Origin of the sequence: Variovorax sp. UC74_104 (assembly GCF_044055375.1) — a bacterium.
Classification (GTDB): Bacteria; Pseudomonadota; Gammaproteobacteria; order Burkholderiales; family Burkholderiaceae_C; genus Variovorax.
The window spans coordinates 2,289,105-2,315,733 of sequence record NZ_CP171978.1 but is presented as its reverse complement, the minus strand read 5'-3'; the positions used below and the strand labels follow the sequence as shown (position 1 = coordinate 2,315,733).

The following is a 26,629-nucleotide window of genomic DNA, read 5'->3' as shown; positions in this document are numbered from 1 at the left end:
TTAGCTTCCGCCGATCCACCACAAGAAACTGCAGGAGACCGCCCGTGTCCGACCTTTCCAAGATCACCAACATCGACGACCTGCGGGTGATCGCCAAGCGGCGCGTGCCGAAGATGTTCTACGACTACGCCGACTCCGGCGCGTGGACCGAGGGCACCTACCGCGCCAACGAGAGCGACTTCCAGAAGATCAAGCTGCGCCAGCGCGTGGCGGTGAACATGGAGGGCCGCTCGCTGCGCACCACCATGGTCGGCCAGGAGACCGCGATGCCCGTGGCCATCGCGCCCACCGGCCTCACCGGCATGCAGCACGCGGACGGCGAGATCCTGGGCGCGCGCGCGGCCAAGGCCTTCGGCATTCCGTTCACGCTGTCGACCATGAGCATCTGCTCGCTGGAGGACATCGCCGAGAACACCGGCCGCCATCCCTTCTGGTTCCAGCTCTACGTGATGAAGGACCGCGACTTCATCGAGCGCCTGATCGAGCGCGCCAAGGCCGCCAACGTGACCGCCCTGCAGCTAACGCTCGACCTGCAGATCCTCGGCCAGCGCCACAAGGACATCAAGAACGGCCTGACCGCGCCGCCCAAGCCCACCATCAAGAACCTCATCAACCTGGCCACCAAGCCGCGCTGGTGCATGGGCATGCTGGGCACGAAGCGCCGCACCTTCGGCAACATCGCGGGCCACGCCAAGGGCGTGAAGGACCTGTCGTCGCTCTCATCGTGGACCGCCGAGCAGTTCGACCCCGCGCTGAGCTGGGCCGACGTGGAATGGATCAAGAAGCTCTGGGGCGGCAAGCTGATCCTCAAGGGCATCATGGACGTGGAGGACGCGCGCCTGGCGGCCTCCAGCGGCGCCGACGCGCTCATCGTGTCGAACCACGGCGGCCGCCAGCTGGACGGCGCGCCCTCCTCCATCGCGGCGCTGCCGGCCATCGTCGACGCGGTGGGCACCGAGATCGAGGTGTGGATGGACGGCGGCATCCGCAGCGGGCAGGACGTGCTCAAGGCCCGCGCGCTGGGCGCCCGCGGCACGCTCATCGGCCGCAGCTTCCTCTACGGCCTGGGCGCCTTCGGGCAGGAAGGCGTGACGCGCGCGCTGCAGATCATCCAGAAGGAACTCGACATCACCATGGCCTTCTGCGGCCGCACGAACATCGACGAGGTCGATTCGAGCATCCTGCTGCCCGGTACTTTCTGATCCTGCCGAAGCCCCCGGGGAAGGCCATTCCGGGGGTAGGCCGATGCGGCATCGGCCGACACGCCGCCTTCCGGTGCCGGCGCAGAATGTTTTCGCAAACGACAACATCTGCCGCACGGCAAAGAACAGGACAGAAGGCACCATGAGCGCAGTCACGCCTACCTCGGGAGGCCCAGCGGCCTCTGCTTCATCTCCCCCGCACTACACGGCCGAAGAAAAACGCCACCGCGTCTTCGCGATCATGGCGGCCTCTTCCGGCAACCTGGTCGAGTGGTTCGACTTCTACGTGTATGCCTTCTCGGCGCTGTACTTCGCGCCGGCCTTCTTTCCCAAGTCCGACCCCACCGCGCAGCTGCTGAACACCGCCGGCGTGTTCGCGGCGGGCTTCCTCATGCGGCCCATCGGCGGCTGGCTCTTCGGCCGCCTGGCCGACCGTCTCGGGCGCAAGACCTCGATGCTGATCTCGGTGACGATGATGTGCGGCGGCTCGCTGGTCATCGCCTGCCTGCCCACCTATGCGCAGATCGGCGCGTGGGCGCCCTTCCTGCTGCTGGTCTGCCGGCTGTTCCAGGGCCTCTCGGTGGGCGGCGAATACGGCACCACAGCCACCTACATGAGCGAGGTGGCGCTGCGCGGGCAGCGCGGCTTCTTCTCGTCGTTCCAGTACGTCACGCTGATCGGCGGGCAGCTGCTCGCGGTGCTCGTCATCGTGGTGTTGGAGCAGCTGCTGACCGAGGCCGAACTCAAGGCCTGGGGCTGGCGCATTCCCTTCGTGATCGGCGCCATCGCGGCGGTGGTGGCGCTGCTGCTGCGCCGCACGCTGCACGAGACGCAGACCGACGAGGCCAGGAAGAACAAGGAAGCCGGCAGCATCGGCGGCCTCTTCAGGCACCACACGCCGGCCTTCCTCACGGTGCTGGGCTACACGGCCGGCGGCTCGCTGATCTTCTACACCTTCACCACCTACATGCAGAAGTACCTGGTGAACACGGTGCACCTGCCGATCAAGACGGCGAGCTACGTGATGACCTGCGCGCTCTTCGTCTACATGTGCATGCAGCCGGTGTTCGGCGCGCTCTCGGACCGCATCGGGCGGCGCAACAACATGCTGCTGTTCGGCGGCCTGGGCGCGCTGACGACCGTGCCCATCCTCACAGCGCTGCAGCACACCACGAGCCCCGTGCTGGCCTTCGTGCTCATCATCGCGGCGCTGGCCATCGTGAGCTTCTACACCTCGATCAGCGGCATCGTGAAGGCGGAGATGTTCCCGCCCGAAGTGCGCGCGCTGGGCGTGGGGCTGGCCTATGCGGTAGCGAACGCGATCTTCGGCGGCTCGGCCGAATACGTGGCGCTGGGCCTCAAGTCACTGGGGCACGAGTCGGCTTTCTTCTGGTACGTGAGCGCGATGATGGTCGTCGCCTTCCTCGTGAGCCTGAGGCTGCCGAGGCAGGCGAGTTACCTGCATCACGATCACTGACGCAGGAAAAGGGAGAAGAAAAAAGAGCCGGGGCTGGTTATCCGGCCTCGCCCAGCCGCTCGGCCACCTGCTGCTTGCCCAGACCGCGCACGGCGGCGAGGCTTTCGAGCTGCGCGGCGCGGGGGCGTGCCTTGCCCTGCTCCCAGTGGTAGATCGTCTGGCCCGATACGCCCACCAGCTTCCCGTAGGAAGCGGCGGAAATACCCAGCTTCTCGCGGTGGGCAGCCAACCGGCCAGGGCTGAACCGGCGCTTGGGGCTGTCGTCTCCAGCCTCCTCCGGTGCGCTCGCGCGCGAATTGCGGGCCGTGCCCTTGGCGACGTTGCGCAGCTCCTTCTCCAGCGAACTCACCTGGCGGCGCAGCGCCGCGATGGCCGCGCGATGGTGAACGGATGCCTTCTTGAGGGTTTCCATTTCCGCGCGAACTTCCTTGCGGGCGACACGCGAAATCTCGGATTTCAGAATGGATGCGATGTTTGGCATGCCCGGCATTTTGCCCAGCAAATGTAAACATATGGCAAAAATCTCAAATCCGGATCAAAAAAGAATCTTTTGATTACAACCGGAAGATGCGCGTCATTTCGACCCACTTCTCGCCTTCCGGCGTCCATGGCGTGGGCGCCTGGAACTTCCACATGAGCTCTTCCCATTCGGCGATCTTCGGGTTGCCGCGCGTCGCGAGCGCCATTGCCGCAGGGTCGTAGCGCGCGTCGTCGGTCTCCATCAGCATCACCATCCGCGTGCCGAGCCGATGGATTTCCATGGCCGTCACGCCGTGCAAATTCAGATGCGCGCGCACCTCGGGCCAGATATCTCGGTGATAAGCCTCGTATTCGGCGATGAGGGCCGGGTCGTCCTTCAAATCCAGAGCCAGGAAATGGCGCATGGGCAATTCCAATCGGAAAGAGGAGAGGATCAGGTCAGCGCCCGGTCCAGATGCGTATAGCCGCCGTCCACGAACACCCATTGCCCGGTCGTGTGCGAGGCACGCTCGGACAGGAGGAACACGACGCTGTCGGCGATCTCCTCGGGGGTCGTCATGCGACGGCCGAGAGGGATCTTGTCGGTGATGTCGGCCAGCTTGCGGTCGGGCTCGTCGAAGGCGGAAATCCAGCGCTGGTAGAGCGGCGTCATCACCTCGGCCGGAATCACCGCGTTCACGCGAACGCCGTCTTCCAGCAACGAAGCGGCCCACTCGCGCGTGAGCGACAGCTGCGCGCCCTTGGCCGCCGTGTAGCCGCTGGTGTTGCCCTGCCCCGTTACCGCCGTCTTCGAAGAGATGTTGACGATGGCGCCCTTGCTTGCCTTCAGGTGCGGCAGGCAGTGGTGCGCCATCACGTAGCAATGGATCAGGTTGCGTTCGAGCGAGGCGACGAAGGCATCACGCCCCGCCTCCAGTCCCACGCTGTCGTTCACGCCCGCGTTGTTGACCAGCCCGTCGATGCGGCCGAACTCTGCAGCCGTATCGCCGATGGCCTTGGCGCACGCGGCCTCTTCCATCAGTTCCAGCTGGAAGAAGCGCGTGCGCGGCTGCAGCTTGCGAAGCCCTTCCTCGAAAGATGCATCGAGCGGGTTCTTGCCGAGGATCACCGGCACCGCGCCTTCCTGCGCCAGCGTCGTCGAGATGGCCGCGCCGATGCCGCTGCCGCCGCCGGTGACGATCACCACCTTGTCTTTCAGGTTCAGGTCCATGTCGTGCGATGCCTTTCCTTCTTATCCGCGAAAGCGGTACTGCTCCAGCGATTGCGGCTTCATCTCGATCGAGAAGCCCGGCCCCTTCGGCGGCATGTAGGCCGCGTTGCGGACCTCGCAAGGCTCCACGAAATGCTCGTGCAGATGGTCGACGTACTCGGCCACCCGCCCCTCGCGCGTGCCGGAGATGCAGAGGTAGTCGATCATCGAGAGGTGCTGCACGTATTCGCACAGCCCCACGCCGCCCGCATGAGGGCACACGGGCAGCTTGTACTTCGCGGCCATCAGCATCACCGCGAGGATCTCGTTCACGCCGCCGAGACGGCAGGCGTCGATCTGCACCACGTCGATGCCGCCGCGCATGATGAACTGCTTGAACATGATGCGGTTCTGGCACATCTCGCCCGTGGCCACCTTCACGGGCGCGATGCCCTCGCGGATCCTGCGGTGGCCCTCCACGTCGTCGGGGCTGGTGGGCTCCTCGATGAACCACGGCTTGGCAAAGGCGAGCTGCCGCACCCAGTCGATGGCCTGGCCCACCTCCCAAACCTGGTTGGCGTCGATCATCAGGTGCCGATCCGGGCCGAGCACCTCGCGCGCCACCTTCAGGCGGCGGATGTCGTCCTGCAGGTCGCGGCCCACCTTGAGCTTGATGTGGCTGAAGCCCGCGTCGATCGCTTCCTGCGCGAGCCGCCGCAGCTTCTCGTCGGGGTAGCCCAGCCAGCCGGCGGAGGTGGTGTAGCAAGGGTAGCCCTCGGCCTTCAGCGTGGCGATGCGTTCCTGCTTGCCCTTCGATGCCTCGCGCAGCAATGCGAGCGCCTCGTCGGGCGCGATGCAGTCGGTGATGTAGCGGAAGTCGACGCAGCGCACCAGTTCCTCGGGTGACATGTCGGCCACCAGCTGCCACACGGGCTTGCCTTCGGACTTGGCCCACAGGTCCCACATCGCGTTGACCACGGCGCCCGTCGCCAGATGGATCGCGCCCTTGTCGGGGCCGATCCAGCGCAGCTGGCTGTCGGAGGTCACATGCCGCCAGAAGCGGCCCATGTCCTCGGCCACCCATGCGAGATCGAGCCCCACGACCAGGTGGCTCATCGCCTCGATGGCCGCGCAGCAGATCTCGTTGCCCCGGCCGATGGTGAACGTGAGGCCATGACCTTCCAGCCCCGGCTGGTCGGTCTCGAGAACGACGTACGCCGCCGAGTAGTCCGGATCGGGATTCATCGCATCGGAGCCGTCCAGATGCTGCGAGGTGGGAAAGCGCACGTCGAGCACGCGCATGGAGCGGACGATGGTCATGACAACTGCCGGCAGGGGAAAGGAGGCTCCTTCGGGGAACACCGCCGGAACCGGCTTTGCCGGGCCGCAGGTGTTGCCCCCTGGAAGGGGGTTGGCGAAGCGACACGAAGTGCGCGCAGCCTGGGGGTCAGTCATAGAGCACCGCAGCGATCTTGGGGTCGGCGATGTTGGTCTTGTCGTACCAGAAGAAGCCGGTGTCGACGATCTTCGGCAGCTTCTCGCCCTTGACGGCCTTCACCGCCATCTCGACGGTCTTGTAGCCCATGCCCACCGGGTTCTGCGTGATGGCGCCGGCCATGCTGCCGTCCATGATCGCGTTCTTCTGCTGCTTGCCCGAGTCGTAGCCGATGATCACGACCTTGCCGGTGCGCTTCATCTCCTTCACGCCGTTGACCACGCCGATGGCCGAGCCCTCGTTGGCGCCGAAGATGCCCTTGATGTTGGGCGATGCCTGCAATATCGACTTGGTGATCTCGGTCGACTTCAGCTGGTCGCCGCCGCCGTACTGCACGCTCACGATCTTGATGTTGGGGTAGGTCGACTTAATGCGGTTGACGAAGCCGTCGCGCCGGTCGACTCCGGTGCGGCTGGTCTGGTCGTGCACCACCAGCGCCACCTCGCCGCTCTTGCCGATGAGCTCGGCCATCTTGTCGGCAGCCAGCGCGGCGGCGGCCTTGTTGTCGGTGGTGGTCGTGGTCACCGGAATATCGCTGTCCACGCCTGAGTCGAAAGCCACCACCGGGATCTTCGCGGCCTGCGCCTTCTTCAGCAGCGGAATGGCGGCCTGGCTGTCGAGCGCGGCGAAGCCGACGGCCTGCGGCTTCTTGGCGAGCGCGGCCGAGAGCATGTCGATCTGCTTGTCGACCATGGCCTCGGTCTCGGGGCCTTCGAAGCTCACCTTCACCTTCAGGTCCTTGGCGGCCTGCTCGGCGCCCGACTTCACGGCCTGCCAGAACTGGTGCTGGAAGCCCTTGGACACGAGCGGGATGTAGATCTCCTGCGCCTGCTGTGCCTGCGCGAAGCCGGCCATGCCGGCGATCACCGCGCCCAGCGTGTACGCAACGGCTGTTCTTCTCTGGATCATGCGAAGTCTCCTGCGGTTGTAAGGAACGGACGGATCGAAAACTCAGGGAATTCAGTGCGCCTTGCTGCCGCTGCGGCGGCGCAGGATGTCGGCGTACACGGCCAGGATGATGATCACGCCCGTGACCACCGTCTGCCATTCCTGCGCGACCGAGAGAATGCGCAGGCCGTTGGTGAGCACGCTCATGATGAAGGCGCCGATGATGGTTCCCACGATGGTGCCGGTGCCGCCGCTGAGCGAGGTGCCGCCGATGACCACCGCCGCGATGGCGTCGAGCTCGTAGCCCTGCCCCAGCGCCGGCTGCGCCGAATTCAGCCGCGACGCGATCAGCAGCCCCGCGATGCCGCAGATGCCGCCGCTCACCGTGTAGACCACGATCTTCCAGAAGTCGGTGTTCACGCCCGACAGGCGCACCGCCTCCTCGTTGCTGCCGAGCGCGAAGGTGTAGCGCCCGAGGATCGTCCTGTTGAGCACGATGCTCGCGGCCACCGCCACCAGGAACAGGATGAGCACCGCATTGGGAATGGGCAGCGCCGGCACGATGTCGCCGATCAGCGAGTCCTGCGAGATGGCGGTGAAGCCCGGCGTGTCGTTGAAGTAGATCGGCTTGGTGCCCGAGATCACCAGCGACAGGCCCTTGAGCAGCATCATCATGCCCAGCGTCGCGATGAAGGGCGGGATCTTCAGCTTGGCGATCAGCAGCCCCGAGACGAAGCCGCTGAGCGCGCCGAAGAAGATGGCCGCGCAGATGCCCAGCCACAGCGGCATGCCCATGTAGGTGAGCACCACGCCGGTCATGACGGCGCAGAAGGTCATCAGCGTGCCCACCGACAGGTCGATGCCCGAGGTGATGATGACGAAGGTGCAGGCGATGGCGAGCACGCCGTTCACCGCGGTCGACTGCAGGATGCCCACGAGGTTGTCGGCCTGCAGGAACTGCGGCGACGCGAAGCTGAAGAACACCATCAGCGCGACGAGGCTGGCGAAGGCCAGCAGCTTCTGCCGCGTGGCGGGCCGGAAGAGCCGGGACTTCAGCGTCCTCAGCGAGAAACCGGGGCTGACGGCGGTGGCGGTCGGGGTCGTCAAGGGGAGTCTCCAGTCGTGGTCATGGGTGGTCATGGAGCGAAGGCCGCGGCTTCGCGCCGGGTGGCGAGCTGCATGATCTTTTCCTGCGAGGCTTCGCGCGCCGAGAGCTCGCCGGTGATGCGGCCCTCGCACATCACGAGCACGCGGTGGCTCATGCGCAGCACCTCGGGCAGCTCCGAGGAAATGATGACGATGGCCTTGCCCTGCGCGGCCAGTTCGTTGAGCAGGCGGTAGATCTCGGCCTTGGCGCCCACGTCGATGCCGCGCGTGGGCTCGTCGAAGAAGAGCACGTCGCAGTCGCGCAGCAGCCACTTGGCGATGACGATCTTCTGCTGGTTGCCGCCCGACAGCAGCCGCACCTGCTGGCGCACCGAAGGCGTCTTGATGCCGAGCTGCCGCACGTAGCGCTCGCCGGCCGACTCCACCGCCGCCTGGTCGATGAAGAAGCCCGCCGACAGGAAGCTCCTCATGCTCGCCAGCGCGATGTTGGTTTCCACGTCCATGCCGGTGGCCAGGCCGAAGTGCTTGCGGTCTTCCGACAGGTAGCCGATGCCATGGGCCACCGCGTCTTCCGGCGAGCGGATCGACACCTTGCGGCCCCGCACGAAGACTTCTCCCGCCTCGATGCGGTCGGCACCGAACACGGCGCGCGCCAACTCGGTGCGGCCCGCGCCCATCAGCCCCGCAAAGCCCAGGATCTCGCCGCGCCGCAGCACGAAGCTCGCGTCGCGCACCATCGACCCGCGGCGGATGCCCCTGGCCTCGAGCACGATCTCGTTGCCGGAAGTGTCGGGCATCTCGTGCTCGGCCTCCGCGAGCTGGCGGCCCACCATCATGGCGATGAGCGTGTCCATCGGCGTGTCCGCCATCGGCACGGTGGCGATGTACTGGCCGTCGCGCATCACGGTCACGCGGTCGGCGATGCGCTTGAGCTCATCCATCTTGTGCGAGATGTAGACCACAGCCACGCCGCGCGAGCGCAGGTGCCCGATGATGCGGAACAGGTCGGCCACCTCCTCGTTGTTCAGCGCGGCGGTGGGCTCGTCCATGATGAGCACGCGCGAATCGAAAGACAGCGCCTTGGCGATCTCCACCATCTGCTGCCTGGCCACCGTGAGTTCCCCCACCGGCGTGCGCGGGTCGAGCTTCAGGTTCATGCGCTCGAAGATGCGCTGCGCCTCGCAGCACATGGCCTCCTCGTCGATGAAAAGGCCGAAGCGCCCGCGCGGCTCGCAGCCGATGAAGATGTTCTGCGCGGCGCTCAGGTGGTTCATCAGGTTGAGCTCCTGATGGATGATGCCGATGCCCAATGCCTGCGCGGCGCGCGGGCTCTCGATGTCCACGGGCCGACCGTCGAGCAGCACCTCGCCCGAGTCCTTTCGGTACACGCCCGCCAGCACCTTCATCAGCGTGGACTTGCCCGCGCCGTTCTCGCCCATGAGCGCATGCACCTCGCCGGGCAGCAGCTCGAACTGCACCTTGTCGAGTGCACGCACGCCGGCGAAGGCCTTGCTCAGGTCGCGGATGGAGACGACGGGTTGCGTCATTGGCTTTCCTGGTGGGATGGCAGGCCGTAGAAGCGCTGCGCGGTGCCGTGCCACACCTGGGCCTGCTCGTGCGGGGAAAGGCCGCCGATGCAGGCTTCGCTCACGGCGATCCAGCCCGCGTAGTCGCCGGCCAGCGTGAGCACGGGCCAGTCGCTGCCCCACATCAGCCGCGCGGGGCCGAAGACCTCGAGCAGGTGCTCCCACACGGGGCGCACCGCTCGCGCGACGGCATCCGCATCGCGCTGCATCGCGGGCGGCGCCTCGGTCCAAAGGCCCGAGAACTTGCAGCAGACCTGGGGCAGCGCGGCCAGGGCCGAGATGTCTTCGCGCCAGCGGGCGAATTCTTCGCCGCCGTGCGCGCCCACCGGCGGCTTGGCCGCATGGTCGATCACCATTGGCAGTTGCGGCCACAGCTTCGCGAACTGCAGGAGCCACGGAAGGTGCCGTGGATTCACGAGCGCGTCGAAGCGCAGGCCAAGCGTCAGCATGGCGTTCACCGCATCGCGGTGCGGGCGGCGCGCGATCCAGTCGTCGTCGGGCAGGTCCTGCAGCATCGGCCGCACGCCCTTGAACTTGGGATGTTGCGCCATCCGCTCCAGCGAGGCGGCGGCGTCGGGCCGGCTCAGGTCGACCCAGCCGACCACGCCGCCGATCTCGTCGCGGCTGCCCGCGAGGTCGAGCATGAAGTCGGTCTCGGCATGGGAATCGGCGGCCTGCACGAGCACGGTGCGGCTCACGCCGTGGGCCTGCAGCAGCGGCGCCAGGTCTTCGGGCATGAAGTCGCGCAGCAGCGGCGCCAGCGCGGGTACGTCGGCGCGCAGCCACGTGTAGTCGCCGCGCGCGGGCCGCCAGAAGTGCTGATGCGAGTCGATGCGCTGGATCATTTTTCGGGTCGCTCGCAGCAGGTTTGCCGGTCGCCTTGTCTCTTTAGTCCATTACTGAACATAGTATTTACATACGAACTTTCTGCGTCAACCTTCCCTCATGAGTGCTTTCCCGTAGAACGAAACTTGCAAGCCACGTCTCTTGCTGGTGAAATTCATTGGTGAACAAAAACATTCAAATTGATAACTCGAGCAAGCCCTCCGACGACCAGGAGCCGCAGGATCGCTACCGCGCCCCCGCGCTCGACAAGGGCCTGGACATCCTCGAACTGCTCGCCGACCAGCCCGAGGGCCTGACGCGCGGCGAGATCGTGAAGGCGCTGGACCGCGGCCCGAGCGAGATCTACCGAATGCTGGAGCGGCTGGTGGCGCGGCAGTACGTGCTGCGCTCGCTCGCGGGCGACCGCTACAGCCTGAGCCTGAAGATGTTCGACCTGGCCCACCGCTACCCGCCGAACCACAGGCTGGTGACGCAGGCGCTGCCCGTGATGGACCGCTACGTGAGGGAAGCCGAGCAGTCGTGCCATCTGGGCGTGTACGACCGGGGCAACGTGCAGATCGTGGCGCAGGTCAACAGCCCCGCCGCGAGCAGCATGACGGTGCGGCCTGGCACGCGCGTGAACCTGCTCGACACCGGCTCGGGCCAGGTGCTGCTGGCCTGCGAATCGGAAGAGCGGCGCCGGCAGATGCTGGCCGAGCACGTCGCGCTCGACGGCGAAGTGCAGATTCCGCCCGACGAGCTGGAGCACATGCTGGAGGCCGTGCGCGCCACCGGCTACCGGCAGCGCGAGAGCATGCAGTATTTCGGGGTGATCGACATCTCCTGTCCCATCCTCGGCCCGCGCGGGCATGCGCTGGCGGTGCTCACCACGCCGTACATCCGTCGCATCGACCGGCATGCGATTCCGTCGCTGGACCGCGCGCGCGAGCTGATGCTGCAGGCCGCGCGCGATCTCTCGCTGCTGGCGAACGCCTGACTGATCAGCCCTGCGCCGCCTTCTACGGTTTCGGTGGCTTCTTCTTTTTCTCCGTACGCCCGCCGATCGCGCCCGATGCGGCGGCGCCGAGGATGCGCCGGAAGGTCGGGCACTCCATGTGGCTGGGCGCGCGGCAGACGGCCGCATGGCGCAGGCCGTCGCGCATCGCGCTCAGGTTGCGGATCGTGCGGTCGAGTTCGTCCGCCTTGGCGCCGAGCATGAGCCGGTCGATGCGCGGCTGCCCGTTGGGGCCGAACATGCGCGCGATCTCGTCGAGCGAGAAACCGGCGGCGCGGCCCAGCGCGATCAACGCCAGCCGCTCCAGCACGCCGTCGTCGAAAGTACGGCGCAGGCCCAGGCGCCCGGTGGAGGCGATCAGCCCCTTCTCGTCGTAATAGCGCAGCGTAGACGCGGGCAGGCCGGAGCGCCTGGCCACTTCGGCGATATCCATGTGCTTCCTCCTCTTGACTTCAAGCCGGCTTGAATTTGCATAGTGCGGCTTCCGCCTCGCGAAGGCAAGCAAGAGGAAACGATCATGGAGAAAACCATGCAAGCAAACACGCAAGCGGCCGGCGACGAACAAGCCAGGCTCTGGAACGGCCCGGCCGGCAACGCCTGGGTCGATGCCCAGCAGACGCTGGACCGGCTTTTCGAGCCCCTGGAGAAACTGCTCGTCGAGGCCACCTGCGCCACCGGCGCGACCCGCGTTCTCGACGTCGGCTGCGGTACCGGCGGCACCACGCTGGCCATCGCGCGCAAGCTGGGTGCCGGCGCCGAGTGCACCGGCATCGACATCTCGCAGCCGATGATCGCCGCCGCCCGCAACCGCGCCGGCCGCGACGGAATTTCCGCCCGCTTCATATGCGCGAACGCGCAGACCCAAGCCTTCGAGCCCGCGAGCTTCGACGGCATCGTCTCGCGCCTTGGCGTGATGTTCTTCGACGACCCCGTGCGCGCCTTCGCCAACCTGCTGCATGCGGCGAAGCCCGGCGCCGCGCTGCGCTTCATCGCATGGCGAAGCGCGGCCGAGAACCCGTTCATGACCACCGCCGAGCGCGCGGCCGCGCCGCTGCTGCCGCAGTTGCCGCCTCGGCAGCCGGGCGCGCCGGGCCAGTTCGCCTTCGCGGACGACCAGCGGGTGCAGGCCATCCTCGAGAAAAGCGGCTGGCGCCACATCGACATTCAGCCCGTCGACCTGCCCTGCACGCTGCCCGAGAAAGAACTCGTCGGTTACCTGAGCCGCCTCGGCCCTGTCGGCATCGCGCTGCTGCAGGCCGACGACGAGACGCGCGCACGGGTCATCGATACGGTGCGCGCCGCCTTCGAGCCGTACGTGCACGGCGACGAGGTCCGCCTGACCGCCGCCTGCTGGCTGGCCGTCGCACGCGCACCGGAGAAGGGGCATGCCGATGCCTGAGACCGCGAAGCTGCCCGCCGATGCACTGGTCGGCCGACGGATCGCCTGGATGCCGCGCGGCCGCTTTTCTTCACACCGGCTGCGCGGCGGCCTGAAGCTCAGGCGAACAGCTTTCCGTTGAGCGCGATGCGCACCGTCTTCACCGTGAGAACCGCCAGCGCCAGGTTCAACGCGACCAGCAGCACCACCGCAACCACCCACAACGGGGCGCTCGCACGCGACTCGGCGTACTTCAGCGCGGCATTGGCCAGCGCCGCCATCGGGAAGCCGATCGCCCACCAGCTCGGCGAGAACGTCGCGCCGCGACGGAACACCTTCGGCGCCACCACCGCGAAGATGAAGAGGCCGAAGTAGAAGAGCATCGAGGCGAAGCGGTCGATCTCGCCGACGATGTTGGTGTAGGCCAGGAAGCCCACGGCGAAGGGCGCCACCAGGATCATCAGCGAAGGCTCCATGGCGGGGGCGAGCGGGTCGCGGTGCACGAGCCGGCCGATGATCATCGTGAAGAGCACGAGCGCCAGCACGGCGCCGATCGCGCTCGCAGCCAGGTTGACTTCGCCGGCCCACGCCATCGGCATGTGGGCGCCGGTGACGGGAATGTCGAGCGTCGCCACGCCCGGGATGATCCAGGCCGGCACGGCGAGCGACGCGTCCACCTGGCCCTTCAGCAGCCGCGACAGCGCGACGAAGCTCAGCGCGAAGGTCGCGAGCAGGCCCACGGCCCAGGCGAAGTGCGCGACGGGTGGGCTGTAGGGCGCGATCACCACCGACAGCAGCAGCACCGAGATCGCGATCGTGCCGAAGAAGTTGCCCGCCACCGGGTGCCTGAACTCGGCCTGCACCGCCTGAGGGTGCCTGGCAAGCTTCATCAGGTAGCCCGCCGAGATCAGCACGAACACCCCCAGCGCGAAGGCTCCGACGGCCTCGCCGACGATAGCCGGCGCGCCCAGGCCTTCATGCGCGAGCCGCCAGGCGAGGGCCAGGCCCGACAGCCCCATCACGGAGGCGAAGAGGTTGACCGGGAGATTGCGCACGGAGGCCTGCGCGCGCGGCGCGGCCGCCGCGACGGGCGAAAGCACCGGGGAAGACGGATTCAGAGCCTGTTCTTGCATGTTGTTCTCCTTGGCTGGATTTGCATTAGTTGGTATTTTCCGCCAGACTCACCGGGCCATCTCCCTCAACTCACGGCGTTTTCCGCCAATCCCCGGGCCTTGTCAGCCATGCGCATCGCCATCCTCGCCTTTCCCCGTTTCCAGCTGCTCGACATCGCCGGGCCCGCCGACGTCTTCGCCGAAGCCTCGCACCAGCTCGGCAATCCGCGCGCCTACCAGGTGCAGGTGATCGGCACCAAGGCAGGCGTGCTCAAGAGCAGCGGCGGCCTGAAGCTGGCCGTCGACGCCACCGTGGAAACGCACCGCGGCGCCATCGACACCCTGCTGGTCGCGGGCAGCCCCCGCATCGAGGACATGGAAAGCGACACGCAGTTGCAAGACTGGCTCCGGCGCCAGGCGGGCGCCGTTCGGCGCTACGGCTCGGTGTGCTCCGGCGCCTTCGTGCTGGCGGCCTCGGGGCTGCTCGACGGAAAGCGCGTCGCGACCCACTGGAACGTCGCCACCGGCCTCGCGGCCGCGTACCCGCGTGCGCGCGTGGAGGCGGACGCCATCTACGTGAAGGACGGCAATCTCTTCACCTCGGCCGGGGTCACGGCCGGCATGGACCTCGCGCTCGCGATGGTGGAGGAAGACCACGGCCGCGAGCTGGCGCTACGCGTGGCGCGCCAGCTGGTGATGTTCCTCAAGCGCCCTGGCGGCCAGAGCCAGTTCAGCGCCCACCTCGCAGCCCAGACCTCGGAGCGATCCGCCATGCGCGAGGTGCAGGACCACGTGCTCGCGAACCTGAAGGACGACCTGTCCGTGCCCGCCCTCGCCGCGCGCGCGGGCATGAGCGAGAGAAGCTTCGCGCGCATCTTCCGCAGCGAGACGGGAACGACGCCCGCCGAGTTCGTGGAGAACGCGAGGATCGACGCCGCCCGCCGCCTGGCCGAGGAGTCGGACGCGCCGGCCAAGCGCCTGGCCGACGCGGTGGGCTACGCGAACGTCGACGGCTTCCGGCGCGCGTTCTCGCGGCGCCTGGGGGTCAGCCTGGTGGAGTACCGCAGGCGCTTCGCGACGTGAGGCGGCGGTAGCACCGCCTCTCGCCCATCGATAGGGTCCTTCGCCTTGCCGCTTCTCAACACGCCGGTGGCCCGCTCGCCGCGCCTGGTGCCGCCTGCGCCAGGTGGCCGCCCACCGTCGAGAGCAGGCCACGCAGCCAGCGATGGGCGCCCTGGTGCTGCGAGCGCTCGTGCCACAGCTGGTAGAAACGCATGCGCGGAAAGCCCTCCGGCGCATCCACGCACACCACCGGCAGGCTGCGCGTGAACTGCCCGGCGAAGTGGCGCGCGGTGGTGAACACGAGGTCGCTCTCGGCCACGAGGTAGGGCGCCATCGCGTAATAAGGCACGAAGACGCGCGCGTCGCGCGTCTGCCGCAGCCCCGCCAGGTGGCTGTCGACCACCGCGCGGTGTGACTTGGCGAACGGCGTGGGCACCACGTGCGCGGCCGCGAGGTAGCGCGGCAGCGTCATCGCGCCCGGCGCGGCCAGCGGGTTGCGCGGGCTCATCATGCACACCAGCTCGTCCTCGATCAGCAGCGACAGGTGCATGCGCTCGGGCGGCAGCGGCCAGTTGCCGATCACGATGTCGAGCTCTCCCTGCGCCAGAGAGCGCTCGTAGTCGTAGCCGGGCGTCAGCGGGTGGACCAGCAGGCGCGCCTGCGGCGCCTCGGCGCGGAAGCGCGCCACCACCTCGGCCATGAAGCTCGCGGCCAGGTAGTCCGGCGTAGCGATGGTGAAGGTCATGGTGCTGGAGGCGGGCTCGAAGCGCTCGGGGCCGGCCAGCATGCGGTCGATTTCGCCGAGCACCTCGCGCGCGCTGTCGCGCAGCTGCAGCGCCCGTGCGGTGGGCACCATGCCGCCGCGCTCGCGCACCAGGATGGGGTCTCCGAAGGCGTCGCGCAGGCGCCGCAGGGCCGCGCTGACGGCCGGCTGCGTCTGGTTCATGCGGACCGCGGCGCGAGAAACGCTGCGCTCGGCCACCAGCACCGCCAGCACGCGCAGCAGGTGGATGTCGACAAGGTCCTGGCTTCTGGTCATGTGTGTAGGGGTTCGACCGGATGGCGCGCCGCCGCGGGTCGCGACCTATCGCTCTGGTTTATGCCGCACATTCCGCGCGCCGTGCGCGCGGCCGGACCATTGTGCCTACAGTGCCCACGCAGGCGGCGCTCCTTTTGCCGGCCCGGATCGCAGTGCCCCACACCAAGGACCTGGAGAAAAGCATGACATCGACCACAGCGGCCGCATCCGCCCGGCCTTCCGACACCCCGTCCGAGCTGGACGGGGTCTACCGCAAGATCATCTGGCGGCTCATTCCCTTCCTGATGCTGCTGTGGGTGCTGGCCTGGATCGACCGGGTCAACATCGGCTTCATCAAGCTCACCATGCTCGACGAGCTCAAGTGGAGCGAGGCCATGTACGGCCTGGGCGCGGGCATCTTCTTCCTGGGCTACTTCTTCTTCGAGGTGCCCAGCAACCTGCTGCTGCAGCGCATCGGGGCCAAGAAGACCATCATGCGCATCACCATCGGCTGGGGCCTGACCTCCATCGCCACGATGTTCGTGAAGACGCCGGAGATGTTCTATTTCCTGCGCTTCCTGCTGGGCGTGTTCGAGGCCGGCTTCTACCCGGCATCATCCTGTACCTGACCTACTGGTTCCCCAACGACCGGCGCGCCAAGGCCTTCGGCATGTTCATGTCGGCCTCCGCGTTCGCGGGCGTGATCGGCGGGCCGCTGGCCGGCACCATCATGACCGGCATGCACGGCGTGAACGGCTGGTCGGGCTGGCAGTGGGTGCTGCTGCTGGAGGGCATTCCCTCGGTCATCGCCGGCTTCGTCACGTACTTCTACCTGACCGACAGGCCCGAGCAGGCCAACTGGCTCACGGCGCGCGAACGCCAGCTGGTGCACGAAGACCTGGAACGCGACGGCCGCTCGCTGGGCCAGCGCGAGCACAGCATGCTGGCCTCGCTCAGGAGCGGGCGCATCTGGCTGCTGATCCTGATCTTCTTCTGCATCATCGCAGCCAATTCCTCGCTGACCTTCTACGGCCCCACGCTGGTCAAGGAAGTGGGCTTCGCCAGCCCGGTCGCGGTGGGCTGGATCATGGCCGTGGCCTACCTGTGCGGCGCCATCGGCATGATCTGGAACGGCTTCCACTCCGACAAGCAGCAAGAGTCGCGCTGGCACTGCGGCCTGGCCGCGGCGCTGGGCGCAGTGTCGCTGCTGGGCGTGGCGCTCTTCCTCGGGCACAGCGCGCTGGCCGTGCTGGTGGGCCTGACGCTGGCCATCGTCGGCACCATGAGCGCCATCCCCGTGTTCTGGCAGATGCCCAACCGCTTCCTGGCCGGCACCGCGGCAGCGGGCGGCGTGGCGCTGATCAACTCCATCGCCAACCTGGCGGGCTTTGGCGCGCCCTGGATGCTGGGCCTGATCAAGACCTCCACCGGCAGCCTCTCGCCCGGCCTGTACGTGGTGGCGGCGGTGGAGATCTGCGCCACCTTGCTGATCCTGGCCTGCGTGCCCTCGCACCGCAGGCAGCCGGCCGCGGCACGCTGAGCGGAAACCATCGCGCCAGCCATCACCGAGAACGACCGATGCCCCTCACCACCACCCGCCTGGACCTGGCCGCGCTCAATGCGATGGACCGCGACGCCTTCGTCGCCGCCGTCGGGCCGACCTTCGAGAACTCCCCCTGGGTCGCGCAGGCCGCGTGGGCGCGCCGCCCCTTCGCCGACGTCGACGCGCTGCATGCCGCGATGCTCGACGTCGTGCGGCAGGCGCCGCAGGAGCGCCGCATCGCCTTCCTCTGCGGCCACCCCGAGCTGGCGGGCCGCGAAGCCCAGTCCGGCACGATGACGGCCGAGTCCGTCGGCGAGCAGCGCAGCGCCGGGCTCGACGCGCTCAGCCGCGACGAACTGGGCGAGATGCAGCGCCTGAACCGCGCCTACCGCGAGCGCCACGGCTTCCCCTTCATCATCGCCGTGCGCCGCAACACCAGGCAGCAGATCTTCGAGGCGATGCGCATGCGCACGGCGGCGAGCACGGAAACCGAGCAGCGTGCCGCGCTCGACCAGATCGGCCTCATCACCCGCGGGCGCATCGACGCCCTGCTGGACGGCTGAAGCCTCCGGCGCGCCTCCCCTTCCCTACTACTGGTTCTTCGACGCCGCGCAGCGCTACCGCGTGCCGATGCTGTGCGCGCCCTGGCTCTTTTCAACCTACCGCGGCAGCCGATTCGCCGCAGGAGTTTCTGCAGATGTCCCATCCCGATCAAGACTCGGAGAAGTACATGGTCGACGCCATCCGGCTGGCCATGCGCAACGTGCGCGAACGCAGGACCTGGCCCTTCGGCGCCGTGCTGGTGCGCGACGGCAAGGTGCTGGCGCGGGCGGTCAACGAGGTCGACGCGCTGTGCGACCCCACGGCCCATGCCGAGATGCAGGCGGTGCGCACCGCCGCCAAGGCGCAGGGCGGCACCGACCTGTCGGGCAGCGTGGTGTACGCCAGTGGCTACCCGTGCCCCATGTGCCTCACGGCCATGTACCTGGCCGGCGTGAAGGAGGTGTACTACGCCTACTCCAACGAAGACGGCGAGCCGCACGACCTCTCGGCCGAACGCGGCTACCTGGAGATCGCGCGGCCGCTGGAGCAGCGCGAGATGCCCGTGCGATCACTGCCCGTGCGCGACGAGGGCGAAGACCTGTACGAGGCCTGGTCGCGCTCGATGCGCTGAACGCAGGCCCCGGGGCGGCATTAGGGCCTGTTCACACTATTTCCGGGGTCGCGTTGGTGCTCCAAGGGGCTGGCTGCAAGGCGCCCGTGCGCAGCAAGGCTGAAGCCTTGCAAGCGCGGGCAACGCCGCAGACGGCCCCTTGGAGCGCCAACCCTACGGGAAGGGCAGCAAGGGCGGGCCACTCGGCGTTGCGCTCCTAGCGTGTGCGCATGCACACGCATCGTCACGCGCCTTGATTGGCCCGCCCTTGCTGCCCTTCGCGACCCCGGAAATAGTGTGAACAGGCCCTAGTCCGCGTACACGCCGGCCGCCTTGATCACCGGCGTCCACTTCGCGATCTCGTCGATCACGAACTTCTTGTGGCCCGCCGGCTCTACGCGCCCGTCCGTCGCCACCACGGCGCCGAGCTGCTCCTCGCGATGGATGAAGTCCGGGTCCTTCAGCGCGAGCTTCACCGCATCGTTGAGCTTCTTCAGCACCGGCGCGGGCGTGCCCTTGGGCGCGTACAGGCCGTGCCAGATCGTGACCTGGAAGTTCTTCAGGCCGGCCTCGTCGAGCGTGGGCAGGTCCTTCAGCATCGGCAGCGCGAGGCGCTTCGAGGTGGTGACCGCGAAGGCCTTCACCTTGCCCGCCTGGATATGCGGCGTGGTGTTGGTGGTCTGGTCGCACAGCAGGTCGATCTGGCCACCGATCAGGTCGGTGATGGCGGGCGCGGTGCCCTTGTAGGGCACGGGCGTCATCTCCGTCTTCGTCGCGCTCTGGTACAGCAGCCCGCACAGGTGCGAGGCCGAGCCCACGCCCGCGTTGCCGATGTTGATCTTGCCCTTGTTGGCGGCGATCCAGCCGCTCAGTTCCTTGTAGTTGGCCGCCGGAATGCCCGGCTTGGAGATGAGCGTCATCGGCACGTCGTTGACGATGCCCAGGTACTCGAAGTCGGTCTCGACCTTGAAGGGCACGTTGCGCACCAGGCTCGGCACGGTGGCCATCGCGATGTGGTTGAGCAGCAGCGTGTAGCCATCGGGCGCGGCGCGCGCCACCTTGGTCGCGCCGATGGAGCTGCCCGCGCCGGGCACGTTGTCGATGATCACGCTGGCCCCGCCCAGCGGCTTGCGCAGCGCCTCGGCCAGGTCGCGCGCGACGCGGTCGGTCGGGCCGCCGGCCGCGAAGGGCACGACGATGGTGACGGGCTTGCCGCCCGGAAAGTCCTGCGCATGGGCAGCGACTGCGGCGGCGGCGATCGCCGCGAGGGCGAACAGTTTCTTCATGATGTCTCCGTGACGTTGGATTGAAAAAAGATTCAGGGCGCGCGCGCCGGCACGCGGCTTTCGAGCGCGGGCGGCTGCCATGCGGGCTGGATGTGGCAGCCGTTCTTGCCGTCGGTGTCGTAGCGCGGCATCAGCGCCTTGCAGCGCTGCGCGAGGCCCTCGGGCGTGGGCTTCTCGCCCTTGTCGATCCAGTCGAGCAGCGCGGCGAAGAGCGCGGGGTATTCCGAATCGCTCAAATAGCTGTGCTCTCGCTCGCTGCTGAAACTCTGCACCAGCAGGTCGCCGGTGCCGGCTGCGTCGCGGATGCGGCGGTAGGAGTTCTCCAGCTCGACGAAGGCAGTCGGGTCGTCGATGGCATGCAGGCCCACGGTGGGCAGCGCGGTGCGGCCGGTGGGCTGGCTGTCGGCCGCGAGCGCGCCCTTGGCCTGCGGGTCGGCCGCGTAGCGCAGCACGCCGGCATTGAGCGCCGCGTCGTCGGCCGAGCCGCTGTAGGCCACGCCGATGTTGCCGAAGGGGTTGCGGCCCTCCAGACGCTTCTGCACCAGGTCCTGGAACAGCCACGTCGCCCAGGTGAGATGGCCCAGCAGCGAGCGCTCCTGGATCTTCACGACCGAGAGAATGGTCTTCAGCCGCGCCGCCTGCTCGGGCGTGCGCTGCGCGGCGGGCAGGCCGACGCCGGTGCATTCCTTCACGCGCGCGGCGAGCTCGGCACGCGTGAGCTTCGAATCGAGCGGCAGGCCCATCCACAGAGGGTACTGCGGCTCGTCGGGGCGCGGATGGTTGCGGCAGACGTACTGGTAGACCACGCGCAGGTCGAGCCTGAAGTCGTAGGCGCTATTGCCGCCGCCGAGCACGCCGCTGGTGAGCAGCAGGCCGTCGTAAGGCGATTTGGCGCCGCCGGCCGGCGCATAGAGCTCCGCCGCCTTCGCCGCCACGCCCGCGCCGTAGCTCTGCCCGTGCAGCAGCGTGCGGTGCGGCTGGCCGAAATGGCGCACGAAGATCCGGCGCAGGCGCTCGGTGTCTTCCGCCGCCATGGTCACGCCGTAGCCGCCGCGCCGGTAGGTGGAAGCGGCCCATGCATAGCCGGCCTTGACGGTGACGGCCCAGCGCTTCAGGTCTTCCTCGCTGCGCTCCAGCTTGGGCGGGCCGGTCTCGGGGCCGCCGTGCGCGTGCATCACGAGAACGCGGCCGGCGTTGCTGGCCCAGTCTTGAGGAATCGCGATCCAGTAGAAGGAGCCGGCGCCGTCTTCACCGGTGTAGCAGTGGGCCGATTCGGGCACGGGCGAGGGGCAGGCGGCGGGCTTGGGGCCGGAGGGCGCGGCCTGTGCATGCATGCCCGACGCCGCACCCAGCAGTGCGAAGGCTGCGGAAGCCGCGAGGCGGGAGAGTCGTTCTTTCAATGGCGTACTCCGAGTTCGAGCGCCGCCTTCGCCGTGTCCGTCGAAACGAATGCGAGAACGCCGCTGTTGAAGATGAAATTGCCCGGCCGGCCGGCATCGGCCTGCGCCACGCCGAGCACCGGCGTGTCGTAGCTCAGCGTGGCGGCTGCACCTGCGAGATTGAAGCCGCTGCCGGCCACCGTGGCATCGTGGTTCTCTCCCTTGACGCTGAGCAGCGCATAGCTTCCGTCCGCCGTGCCGCTGACCAGGCTCTGCTGCGTGCCGAAGAGGCGCATGCCCGCGTTCGCTGCCGACTCGCGCACCAGGTGCATCGGCACCGCCGCGCCGTTGACGAGCCCGATCACCATCGAGCCGGTGAGCGTGCCGCCGGTGGTCACGGCGCTGCCGGTGGGCGAAGTGGTGAACAGGTCGAAGGCGCCGCGCGTGCCGTTGTAGGCGATGTAGCCCTTCTCGGTCTGCGCGCAGGTCGTGTCGTAGATCATGAAGCCGTTGGCGGCATCGCGGCAGTACTGGAAGGTGCCGGCATTGCGCAGCCGCACCGCGAGCGCCTGTGCGGCCGTGCCGCCGGTGCCCTGCTGCACACCCACCGCGTTGAAGATGTTCGCCACGGGGTTGAACACCGTCGGCGTCGCCGCGTTCTGGAAGGTGTTCTGGAACGCCAGCAGGGGCGCGAAGCCGCCGCCGCTCGGCGCGTTCACGCCGCCCGACAGCACGCCGCCCGCACCGAAGCTGAACACCGCCCCGCTCTCGGCGCTGGCATAGCTGCAGTTGCCCTCCGACACCAGCGTGCCGCTGCGCACCGTGCCCACCGTGCGCTGCAGGCTCGCATCGATGGTCACCGTGTAGGCCATGGTGGCCGGGTCTATCTGCACGCGCAGTTCCTCGCCGAAGCTGTCGCCGCCCTTGTAGGTGGTCACGGCCGCAGGCAGGTTCGGGCAGGCCAGCGGATCACCGACCTCCGTCACGCAGCTGTAGTTGACCGCTGCGTCCAGGCTGCCGCTGCCGCGGTACTTGGGCCAGGCCGGGAACAGGCACAGCGGGCGCGTGCGGCCATAGGTGCCGGCCACCGCGTCGACCGCGACGCCGGTGGCGGGCGCGAGGCCGTTCTCCACCCAGCCTTCGAGCGCGGCCAGAGAGTCCCAGTTGGGAATGAAGCTGCCGGTGCCGTGGCCCATGCCGGGCACGGTGTAGAAGCGCACGCTCCGGTCGACCGAGGCCTGCCCCAGCGTGGCGACGAGCTGCTTGTAGTAGTCGATGGTCGAGTTCGGGCTGATCACCTCGTCGGCCAGGCCGTGCAGCATGATGAGCCGGCCGCCGTGCGCGAAGAAGGGCGCGAGGTTCGGGTTGGTGGCGTCCGTGAGGTTCGATACCTCGGTCACGCGCGCCGCGTAGCTGCCAGGGTTCAGCGGATCGAAGCCCAGCGTGTCGAAGTCGGCGATGCGCGTGACGAAGAACTTCACCCACTGGTCGCCGGTGACGTACATGTTGGCGTCGGCCGACGTGGCGGGGTTGCCGGGCACCTTGCGCGTGCCGAGGTCGCGCGTGGTGAAGGGGCCGGCCACCAGCGCGCCTTCGAGCAGGTTGTAGCCGCCCGCGCGCTTCACGCCGTTGGCCAGCGAGTAGGTCGTGAAATCCAGCGGCGACTCGATGGCGCGCACGGTGTCGATCTGCGCGTCCGACAGGCAGGTCTTGGCCGTCTTCGTGCCGCCGGGGCAGGTCAGCGACGCCAGGATCTGCGCATTGAGCTGGCGGCAGCTCTCGACGTTGCTCACGATGTTGTCGGCCGCGCCGTCGAGCTTGTCGCAGGCCTGCATCGCGGCCTTCTGCACCATCAGCGTCTCGCTCAGGTCCATCCAGCCGGCGCCGCCGTTGTTGTAAAGCGCGCGGCCCACGGCCACGTTCGACAGGCGCGTGCCGGTGTAGTTGAGCGCGGGCTCGTTGGCGATCACGCCGTCGTAGTCGAGCGGCCAGCGCTGGATGTAGCTCAGCGCATCGCGCCCGCCGGTGGAGGTGCCCAGGAAGTAGGCGTGCCTAGGCGCCACGCCATAGCGCGCGAGCACCAGGGCCTGCGCCACGTCGCGCGTCTTCTTGAGCGAGTTGCCGCCGTAGTTGGCGAGCTGCTCGTCGTTGGCCGCGAACTTGCCGTCGGTGATGCTCCCCGACTGGTGGCCCGAGTCGTCGCCGTAGGTGGCGTAGCCCAGCGCGAGCGGCGCGGGCTTGCCGGCGGGGCCGAAGCGGATGACCTCGGTGCCGTCGATCAGCACGCCGTCGAAGCCGCCGCCGCCGAAATGGATGGTCTTCCGGTTCCACGTCTCGGGCAGGTTGACCGCGAAGTTGATGGACTGCGAATTCGGGTCGACCGGCTGGATGGTGCCGCGCACGCGGCAGTAGTCGCCGAGCGTGTTGCCCGCGTCGCTCGCGGCGACGGGCGTGGCGCTGGTGACGGTGGCGCCCTGCGTGGGCAGGCTGATCAGCGAGGCCGGCAGGCTCCGGCCCGCGAGGTCGGCGCAGGATGTGACCGGCTGCACGGGTGGAGGCGGCGGGTTGTCGGGCAGGTCGCCTGCCGGTGGGTTGTCGCCGCTGCCGGCGGGCGGCGTGCTGGTCGGGGGCAGGAAGGCGAAGCTGCCGCCTCCTCCCCCACCTCCGCCGCCGCACGCGGCCAGGGCCAATGAGATGCCGATCGCGCTGGCGACGGCGAGAAACTTCGATGCAGGGCGCTCTTTGCGCATGGACTTGTCTCCGGCATGCGGCCTCGTTGGACCGCTTGTTCTTGAATGGGCGGCCGGAAGATAGATTCGGTGTGACCTAGGGTCAAATAAAATAAAAAGGCACTTTTCATATCAAAAACATATGGACATACGCGCACTGCGCTACTTCGCCGCCGTCGCCGAGACCGGCCACATGACGCGCGCGGCCGAGCAGCTGGGCATCCAGCAGCCGCCGCTGAGCCTGCAGATCAAGGCGCTCGAACGCGAGCTGGGCGTGCTGCTGTTCCGCCGCCATCCGCGCGGCGTGGCGCTCACCGACGCGGGCCGGCTGTTCCAGGCCGAGGCGCTGCGCATGCTGCAGGACATGGATGCGATGAAGCAGCGCATGGCGAGCGTGGCCAAGGGCCAGGCCGGCAGGCTCGCGGTGGGCTTCACCAGCTCCGCGGCGGCGCATCGCTTCATGCCCGACGCACTGCGCGAATTCCGCCGTGCCTACCCCGAGGTCGAGCTGCAGCTGCGCGAAGACAACGCGGCCGAACTCACCGAGGCACTGGCCGCCGGACGCCTTCACTGCGGCCTGCTGCGCGTGCCGGTCGCGCGGCCCGAGGGGCTGCTGTTCGAGACGCTGCTGCGCGAGCCGGTGCTGGTCGCCATGCCCAGCGACCACCGCCTTGCCCGCGGCCGCGACAAGGACTCGCGGGCGCTGCCGCTCGCCAAGCTTTGCGAGGAGGGCATCATCCTCGTGCGGCGCCCGGGCGCGCCCGGCCTCTATGCCGACCTGCTCGCGCTGTGCCACGCCAAGGGACTGCGCCCGCGCGTGGTGGCCGAAGTCGATCGAATGATGACCAACCTCAATCTCGTGGCCGCAGGCGTCGGCCTGTCGGTGGTGCCGGCGTCGATGCACGGCGTGCACGCGCACGCCATCGCCTATGCGCGGCTGGCCGATGGTGGCCAGCTCGACGCGCCGCTCACGCTGGTCTCGCGTGCGGAGGAAGACAACCTGCCCGCGCTGAATTTCGCGGCGCTGCTGCGCCGGCTGGCGCAGGAGAACGCCGGCTCATGACACGGCCGGGCCGCCGCCAACTGCTGCAGCGCGCCGGCACCCTGCTGGCCGCGGCCTGTGCATTGCCGGGCGTGCTGCGCGCGGCGCCCGCGCAGCGGCCGAACAAGCCCGTTCGCCTGATCGTGGTCTACCCGCCCGGCGGCGTGAGCGACGGCATGGCGCGCGTGCTGGCCGAGCCGCTCGCACGTTCGCTCGGCGTGCCGGTGATCATCGAGAACCGCCCCGGCGCGGGCGGCAGCCTCGGCATGGACGCGCTCGCCCGTTCGGCCCCCGACGGCAGCACGCTGGCCTTCTCCGCCATCAGCCCGCTCACGCTGCACCCGCTGCTCGCGCGCGTCCCCTACGACCCGATGCGCGCCTTCATGCCCGTGGCCAGCGTGATGCGCACGCCGGTGCTGGTGGTGGGCACGCCCGCCTTCACCGGCCGCGGCTTCGGCGAGCTGATCGCGCAGGCGCGCAGGCAGCCCGGCGAAGTGCGATGGGCCACTTCGGGCGTGGCGACCATCGGCCACCTGGTGCTGGCGCAGGTGCGCGTGCAAAGCGGCACCGACATCACGCACATCCCTTACCAAGGCGGCGGCCCGCAGCTCAACGATGCGCTCAGCGGCCAGTTCGAGGTGCTTTCGACCAACGTCGCCGCGCAGCAGCTGCGGTACATCGAAGGCGGCCGCTTCCAGGCGCTGGCCGTGGGCGCCCCGGCGCGCATCGAGGCGCTGCCCGCGGTGCCCACGCTCGCGGAACTGGGCTTCGAGAAGGCCAACCGCGATTCGCTCTTCGGCATCTTCGCGCCGGCACGCACGCCGGGCGCGGTGGTGCAGATGCTTAACGCGGAGATCAACCGCGTGCTCGAAAGCGAAGCGGTGCGCTCGCGGCTGCGCGCGGCCTACAACCTGCCGGCGGGTGGCAGCAGCGACGCCTTCGCGTACGAGATTGCACAGGACCGGCGGCGCAACCGGGAGCTGGTCGCGGGCGACCGGTCGCAGTTCGACTGAATGCGGTGCCTGGCCGACTACTTCTCGGCCACCCAGAGCCGAGGGTAGTCGCTGACGAAGCTGTCGGCCGTCACGCTCAGCGTGGCCGCGTAGTCGAAGCGCTTCGCCTCGTAGGCATATTCGTTCTCGCTGCGCCGCTCGTAGCGCTGCATCAGTTCGCTGAGCACGCCGCCGCCGTCGATGTCGAGCCACGCCGCGGGGGCATCGGCACCCTCGCCTTTCGCGAGGCCCAGGCGGCGCAGCTGCAGCAGGTTGGTGGCGGGCGTGAAGCCCAGGTCGAGGTCGATGCAGTGCGAGAGGTCGGACACGGGCTCGTCGTTGAGCTTCCAGTGGCCGCGCGCGTCGCGGGCGATCGAAAGGTCGACCGCCGAGTCGCCGAGCCATCCGCGCACCGTGCCCCACTGGGTGTGCCATAGCAGGTCGCAGCGCACGCGGTAGTGCAGCTGGCCGATGCGGCCGTCTTCCAGACGGAACACGGCAGCTCCGTCGAGTTGCCAGGCCGAGGCATTGCGTTCGAGGCGGCAGGCATCGTGACCCGGTACGTCGAGCCTGCGCCAGAGGATGGAGGCGACCGTTTGCATGGCGCGCATGATGGCACCGGCATGCTGCGGCGCGCAAGCAATGACCCGCCGCCCCGCAGGTGCCAGTCA

The 26,629-nt window shown here is 68.4% G+C and carries 24 protein-coding genes and 1 pseudogene; 10 read left to right on the top strand and 15 right to left on the bottom strand.

The annotated features are described in order from the left end of the window. The first annotated feature begins 44 nt into the window (after window positions 1-44). Window positions 45-1,202 (top strand): alpha-hydroxy acid oxidase, encoded by a 1,158-nt coding sequence (locus ACHMXA_RS10780; protein ID WP_176668131.1) that lies wholly within the window; start codon window positions 45-47, stop codon window positions 1,200-1,202. A gap of 142 nt (window positions 1,203-1,344) precedes the next feature. After that, a complete protein-coding gene (locus ACHMXA_RS10775; protein ID WP_395320637.1) occupies window positions 1,345-2,679 on the top strand; it encodes an MFS family transporter in 1,335 nt (444 codons plus the stop codon). A gap of 37 nt (window positions 2,680-2,716) precedes the next feature. Here ACHMXA_RS10775 and ACHMXA_RS10770 read toward each other — a convergent pair whose 3' ends face one another. The 8 genes from ACHMXA_RS10770 to ACHMXA_RS10735 all read right to left on the bottom strand — a co-directional run bounded on the left by ACHMXA_RS10770 (window position 2,717) and on the right by ACHMXA_RS10735 (window position 10,269). Then, complete coding sequence (locus ACHMXA_RS10770; protein WP_176668129.1) at window positions 2,717-3,160, bottom strand: DNA-binding transcriptional regulator; 444 nt, start codon at window positions 3,158-3,160, stop codon at window positions 2,717-2,719. Between the two features lie 73 nt (window positions 3,161-3,233). Beyond that, a complete protein-coding gene (locus ACHMXA_RS10765; RefSeq protein WP_395320636.1) occupies window positions 3,234-3,563 on the bottom strand; it encodes an L-rhamnose mutarotase in 330 nt (109 codons plus the stop codon). A gap of 29 nt (window positions 3,564-3,592) precedes the next feature. After that, window positions 3,593-4,369: an SDR family oxidoreductase gene (locus ACHMXA_RS10760; RefSeq protein ID WP_395320635.1), complete on the bottom strand. Its 777-nt coding sequence runs from the start codon at window positions 4,367-4,369 to the stop codon at window positions 3,593-3,595. A 21-nt stretch (window positions 4,370-4,390) separates the two neighbouring features. After that, window positions 4,391-5,668 carry an L-fuconate dehydratase gene (locus ACHMXA_RS10755; protein WP_395320634.1) on the bottom strand — a complete coding sequence of 426 codons (1,278 nt, stop codon included), beginning with the start codon at window positions 5,666-5,668 and terminating at the stop codon, window positions 4,391-4,393. A 127-nt stretch (window positions 5,669-5,795) separates the two neighbouring features. Further along, a complete protein-coding gene (locus ACHMXA_RS10750; RefSeq protein ID WP_395321287.1) occupies window positions 5,796-6,698 on the bottom strand; it encodes an ABC transporter substrate-binding protein in 903 nt (300 codons plus the stop codon). A 105-nt stretch (window positions 6,699-6,803) separates the two neighbouring features. Continuing rightward, the gene (locus ACHMXA_RS10745; RefSeq protein ID WP_176668124.1) at window positions 6,804-7,838 is read right to left on the bottom strand and encodes an ABC transporter permease; all 1,035 of its coding nucleotides are present in this window, start codon (window positions 7,836-7,838) and stop codon (window positions 6,804-6,806) included. A gap of 29 nt (window positions 7,839-7,867) precedes the next feature. Continuing rightward, a complete protein-coding gene (locus ACHMXA_RS10740; protein ID WP_395320633.1) occupies window positions 7,868-9,385 on the bottom strand; it encodes a sugar ABC transporter ATP-binding protein in 1,518 nt (505 codons plus the stop codon). After that, the gene (locus ACHMXA_RS10735) at window positions 9,382-10,269 is read right to left on the bottom strand and encodes an amidohydrolase family protein (RefSeq protein ID WP_395320632.1); all 888 of its coding nucleotides are present in this window, start codon (window positions 10,267-10,269) and stop codon (window positions 9,382-9,384) included. The genes ACHMXA_RS10740 and ACHMXA_RS10735 overlap by 4 nt, the downstream gene beginning before the upstream one ends. A gap of 161 nt (window positions 10,270-10,430) precedes the next feature. Here ACHMXA_RS10735 and ACHMXA_RS10730 point away from each other — a divergent pair, with 161 nt between their 5' ends. Further along, window positions 10,431-11,246, top strand: coding sequence for an IclR family transcriptional regulator (locus ACHMXA_RS10730; RefSeq protein WP_395320631.1), 816 nt, complete (start codon window positions 10,431-10,433; stop codon window positions 11,244-11,246). 22 nt (window positions 11,247-11,268) lie between these two features. Here ACHMXA_RS10730 and ACHMXA_RS10725 read toward each other — a convergent pair whose 3' ends face one another. After that, entirely contained in the window at window positions 11,269-11,697 is a 429-nt protein-coding gene (locus ACHMXA_RS10725; RefSeq protein WP_395320630.1) for a helix-turn-helix domain-containing protein, read from the bottom strand. A 96-nt stretch (window positions 11,698-11,793) separates the two neighbouring features. Between ACHMXA_RS10725 and ACHMXA_RS10720 the strand changes: the two genes are divergently transcribed. Then, on the top strand, window positions 11,794-12,663 hold the full coding sequence (locus ACHMXA_RS10720; RefSeq protein WP_395320629.1) for a class I SAM-dependent methyltransferase: 870 nt from the start codon (window positions 11,794-11,796) through the stop codon (window positions 12,661-12,663). Window positions 12,664-12,761: 98 nt separating this feature from the next. Here ACHMXA_RS10720 and ACHMXA_RS10715 read toward each other — a convergent pair whose 3' ends face one another. Beyond that, on the bottom strand, window positions 12,762-13,775 hold the full coding sequence (locus tag ACHMXA_RS10715; protein WP_395320628.1) for an SLAC1 anion channel family protein: 1,014 nt from the start codon (window positions 13,773-13,775) through the stop codon (window positions 12,762-12,764). A 108-nt stretch (window positions 13,776-13,883) separates the two neighbouring features. Between ACHMXA_RS10715 and ACHMXA_RS10710 the strand changes: the two genes are divergently transcribed. Then, on the top strand, window positions 13,884-14,837 hold the full coding sequence (locus ACHMXA_RS10710) for a GlxA family transcriptional regulator (protein ID WP_395321285.1): 954 nt from the start codon (window positions 13,884-13,886) through the stop codon (window positions 14,835-14,837). A gap of 55 nt (window positions 14,838-14,892) precedes the next feature. On the opposite strand, the gene ACHMXA_RS10705 is transcribed toward ACHMXA_RS10710, so the two are convergent. Beyond that, on the bottom strand, window positions 14,893-15,855 hold the full coding sequence (locus tag ACHMXA_RS10705; RefSeq protein WP_395320627.1) for a LysR substrate-binding domain-containing protein: 963 nt from the start codon (window positions 15,853-15,855) through the stop codon (window positions 14,893-14,895). A gap of 182 nt (window positions 15,856-16,037) precedes the next feature. Between ACHMXA_RS10705 and ACHMXA_RS10700 the strand changes: the two are divergent. The 3 genes and pseudogenes from ACHMXA_RS10700 to ACHMXA_RS10690 all read left to right on the top strand — a co-directional run bounded on the left by ACHMXA_RS10700 (window position 16,038) and on the right by ACHMXA_RS10690 (window position 18,551). Next, window positions 16,038-17,374, top strand: a pseudogene (locus ACHMXA_RS10700) (MFS transporter). Window positions 17,375-17,412: 38 nt separating this feature from the next. Continuing rightward, complete coding sequence (uraD, locus tag ACHMXA_RS10695; protein WP_395320626.1) at window positions 17,413-17,940, top strand: 2-oxo-4-hydroxy-4-carboxy-5-ureidoimidazoline decarboxylase; 528 nt, start codon at window positions 17,413-17,415, stop codon at window positions 17,938-17,940. A 134-nt stretch (window positions 17,941-18,074) separates the two neighbouring features. Continuing rightward, window positions 18,075-18,551 carry a nucleoside deaminase gene (locus tag ACHMXA_RS10690; protein ID WP_395320625.1) on the top strand — a complete coding sequence of 159 codons (477 nt, stop codon included), beginning with the start codon at window positions 18,075-18,077 and terminating at the stop codon, window positions 18,549-18,551. Window positions 18,552-18,838: 287 nt separating this feature from the next. Here the strand turns inward: ACHMXA_RS10690 and ACHMXA_RS10685 are convergent, their stop codons facing one another. Genes ACHMXA_RS10685 through ACHMXA_RS10675 form a run of 3 tightly spaced genes read right to left on the bottom strand, consistent with a single transcriptional unit; the run spans window position 18,839 to window position 23,945 of the window. After that, window positions 18,839-19,816, bottom strand: coding sequence for a tripartite tricarboxylate transporter substrate-binding protein (locus ACHMXA_RS10685; protein ID WP_395320624.1), 978 nt, complete (start codon window positions 19,814-19,816; stop codon window positions 18,839-18,841). A gap of 32 nt (window positions 19,817-19,848) precedes the next feature. Further along, window positions 19,849-21,216 carry a hypothetical protein gene (locus ACHMXA_RS10680; protein ID WP_395320623.1) on the bottom strand — a complete coding sequence of 456 codons (1,368 nt, stop codon included), beginning with the start codon at window positions 21,214-21,216 and terminating at the stop codon, window positions 19,849-19,851. Beyond that, window positions 21,213-23,945: a tannase/feruloyl esterase family alpha/beta hydrolase gene (locus ACHMXA_RS10675; RefSeq protein ID WP_395320622.1), complete on the bottom strand. Its 2,733-nt coding sequence runs from the start codon at window positions 23,943-23,945 to the stop codon at window positions 21,213-21,215. Before ACHMXA_RS10675 ends, ACHMXA_RS10680 begins: the two co-directional genes overlap by 4 nt. Window positions 23,946-24,066: 121 nt before the next feature. Here ACHMXA_RS10675 and ACHMXA_RS10670 point away from each other — a divergent pair, with 121 nt between their 5' ends. Together ACHMXA_RS10670 and ACHMXA_RS10665 are read left to right on the top strand one after the other, a co-directional pair. Further along, window positions 24,067-24,987 (top strand): LysR family transcriptional regulator, encoded by a 921-nt coding sequence (locus ACHMXA_RS10670; RefSeq protein ID WP_395320621.1) that lies wholly within the window; start codon window positions 24,067-24,069, stop codon window positions 24,985-24,987. After that, window positions 24,984-25,979 (top strand): Bug family tripartite tricarboxylate transporter substrate binding protein, encoded by a 996-nt coding sequence (locus ACHMXA_RS10665; protein ID WP_395320620.1) that lies wholly within the window; start codon window positions 24,984-24,986, stop codon window positions 25,977-25,979. The genes ACHMXA_RS10670 and ACHMXA_RS10665 overlap by 4 nt, the downstream gene beginning before the upstream one ends. Before the next feature lie 17 nt (window positions 25,980-25,996). Here the strand turns inward: ACHMXA_RS10665 and ACHMXA_RS10660 are convergent, their stop codons facing one another. Beyond that, window positions 25,997-26,569: a putative glycolipid-binding domain-containing protein gene (locus ACHMXA_RS10660; RefSeq protein WP_395320619.1), complete on the bottom strand. Its 573-nt coding sequence runs from the start codon at window positions 26,567-26,569 to the stop codon at window positions 25,997-25,999. Window positions 26,570-26,629: the final 60 nt, after the last annotated feature.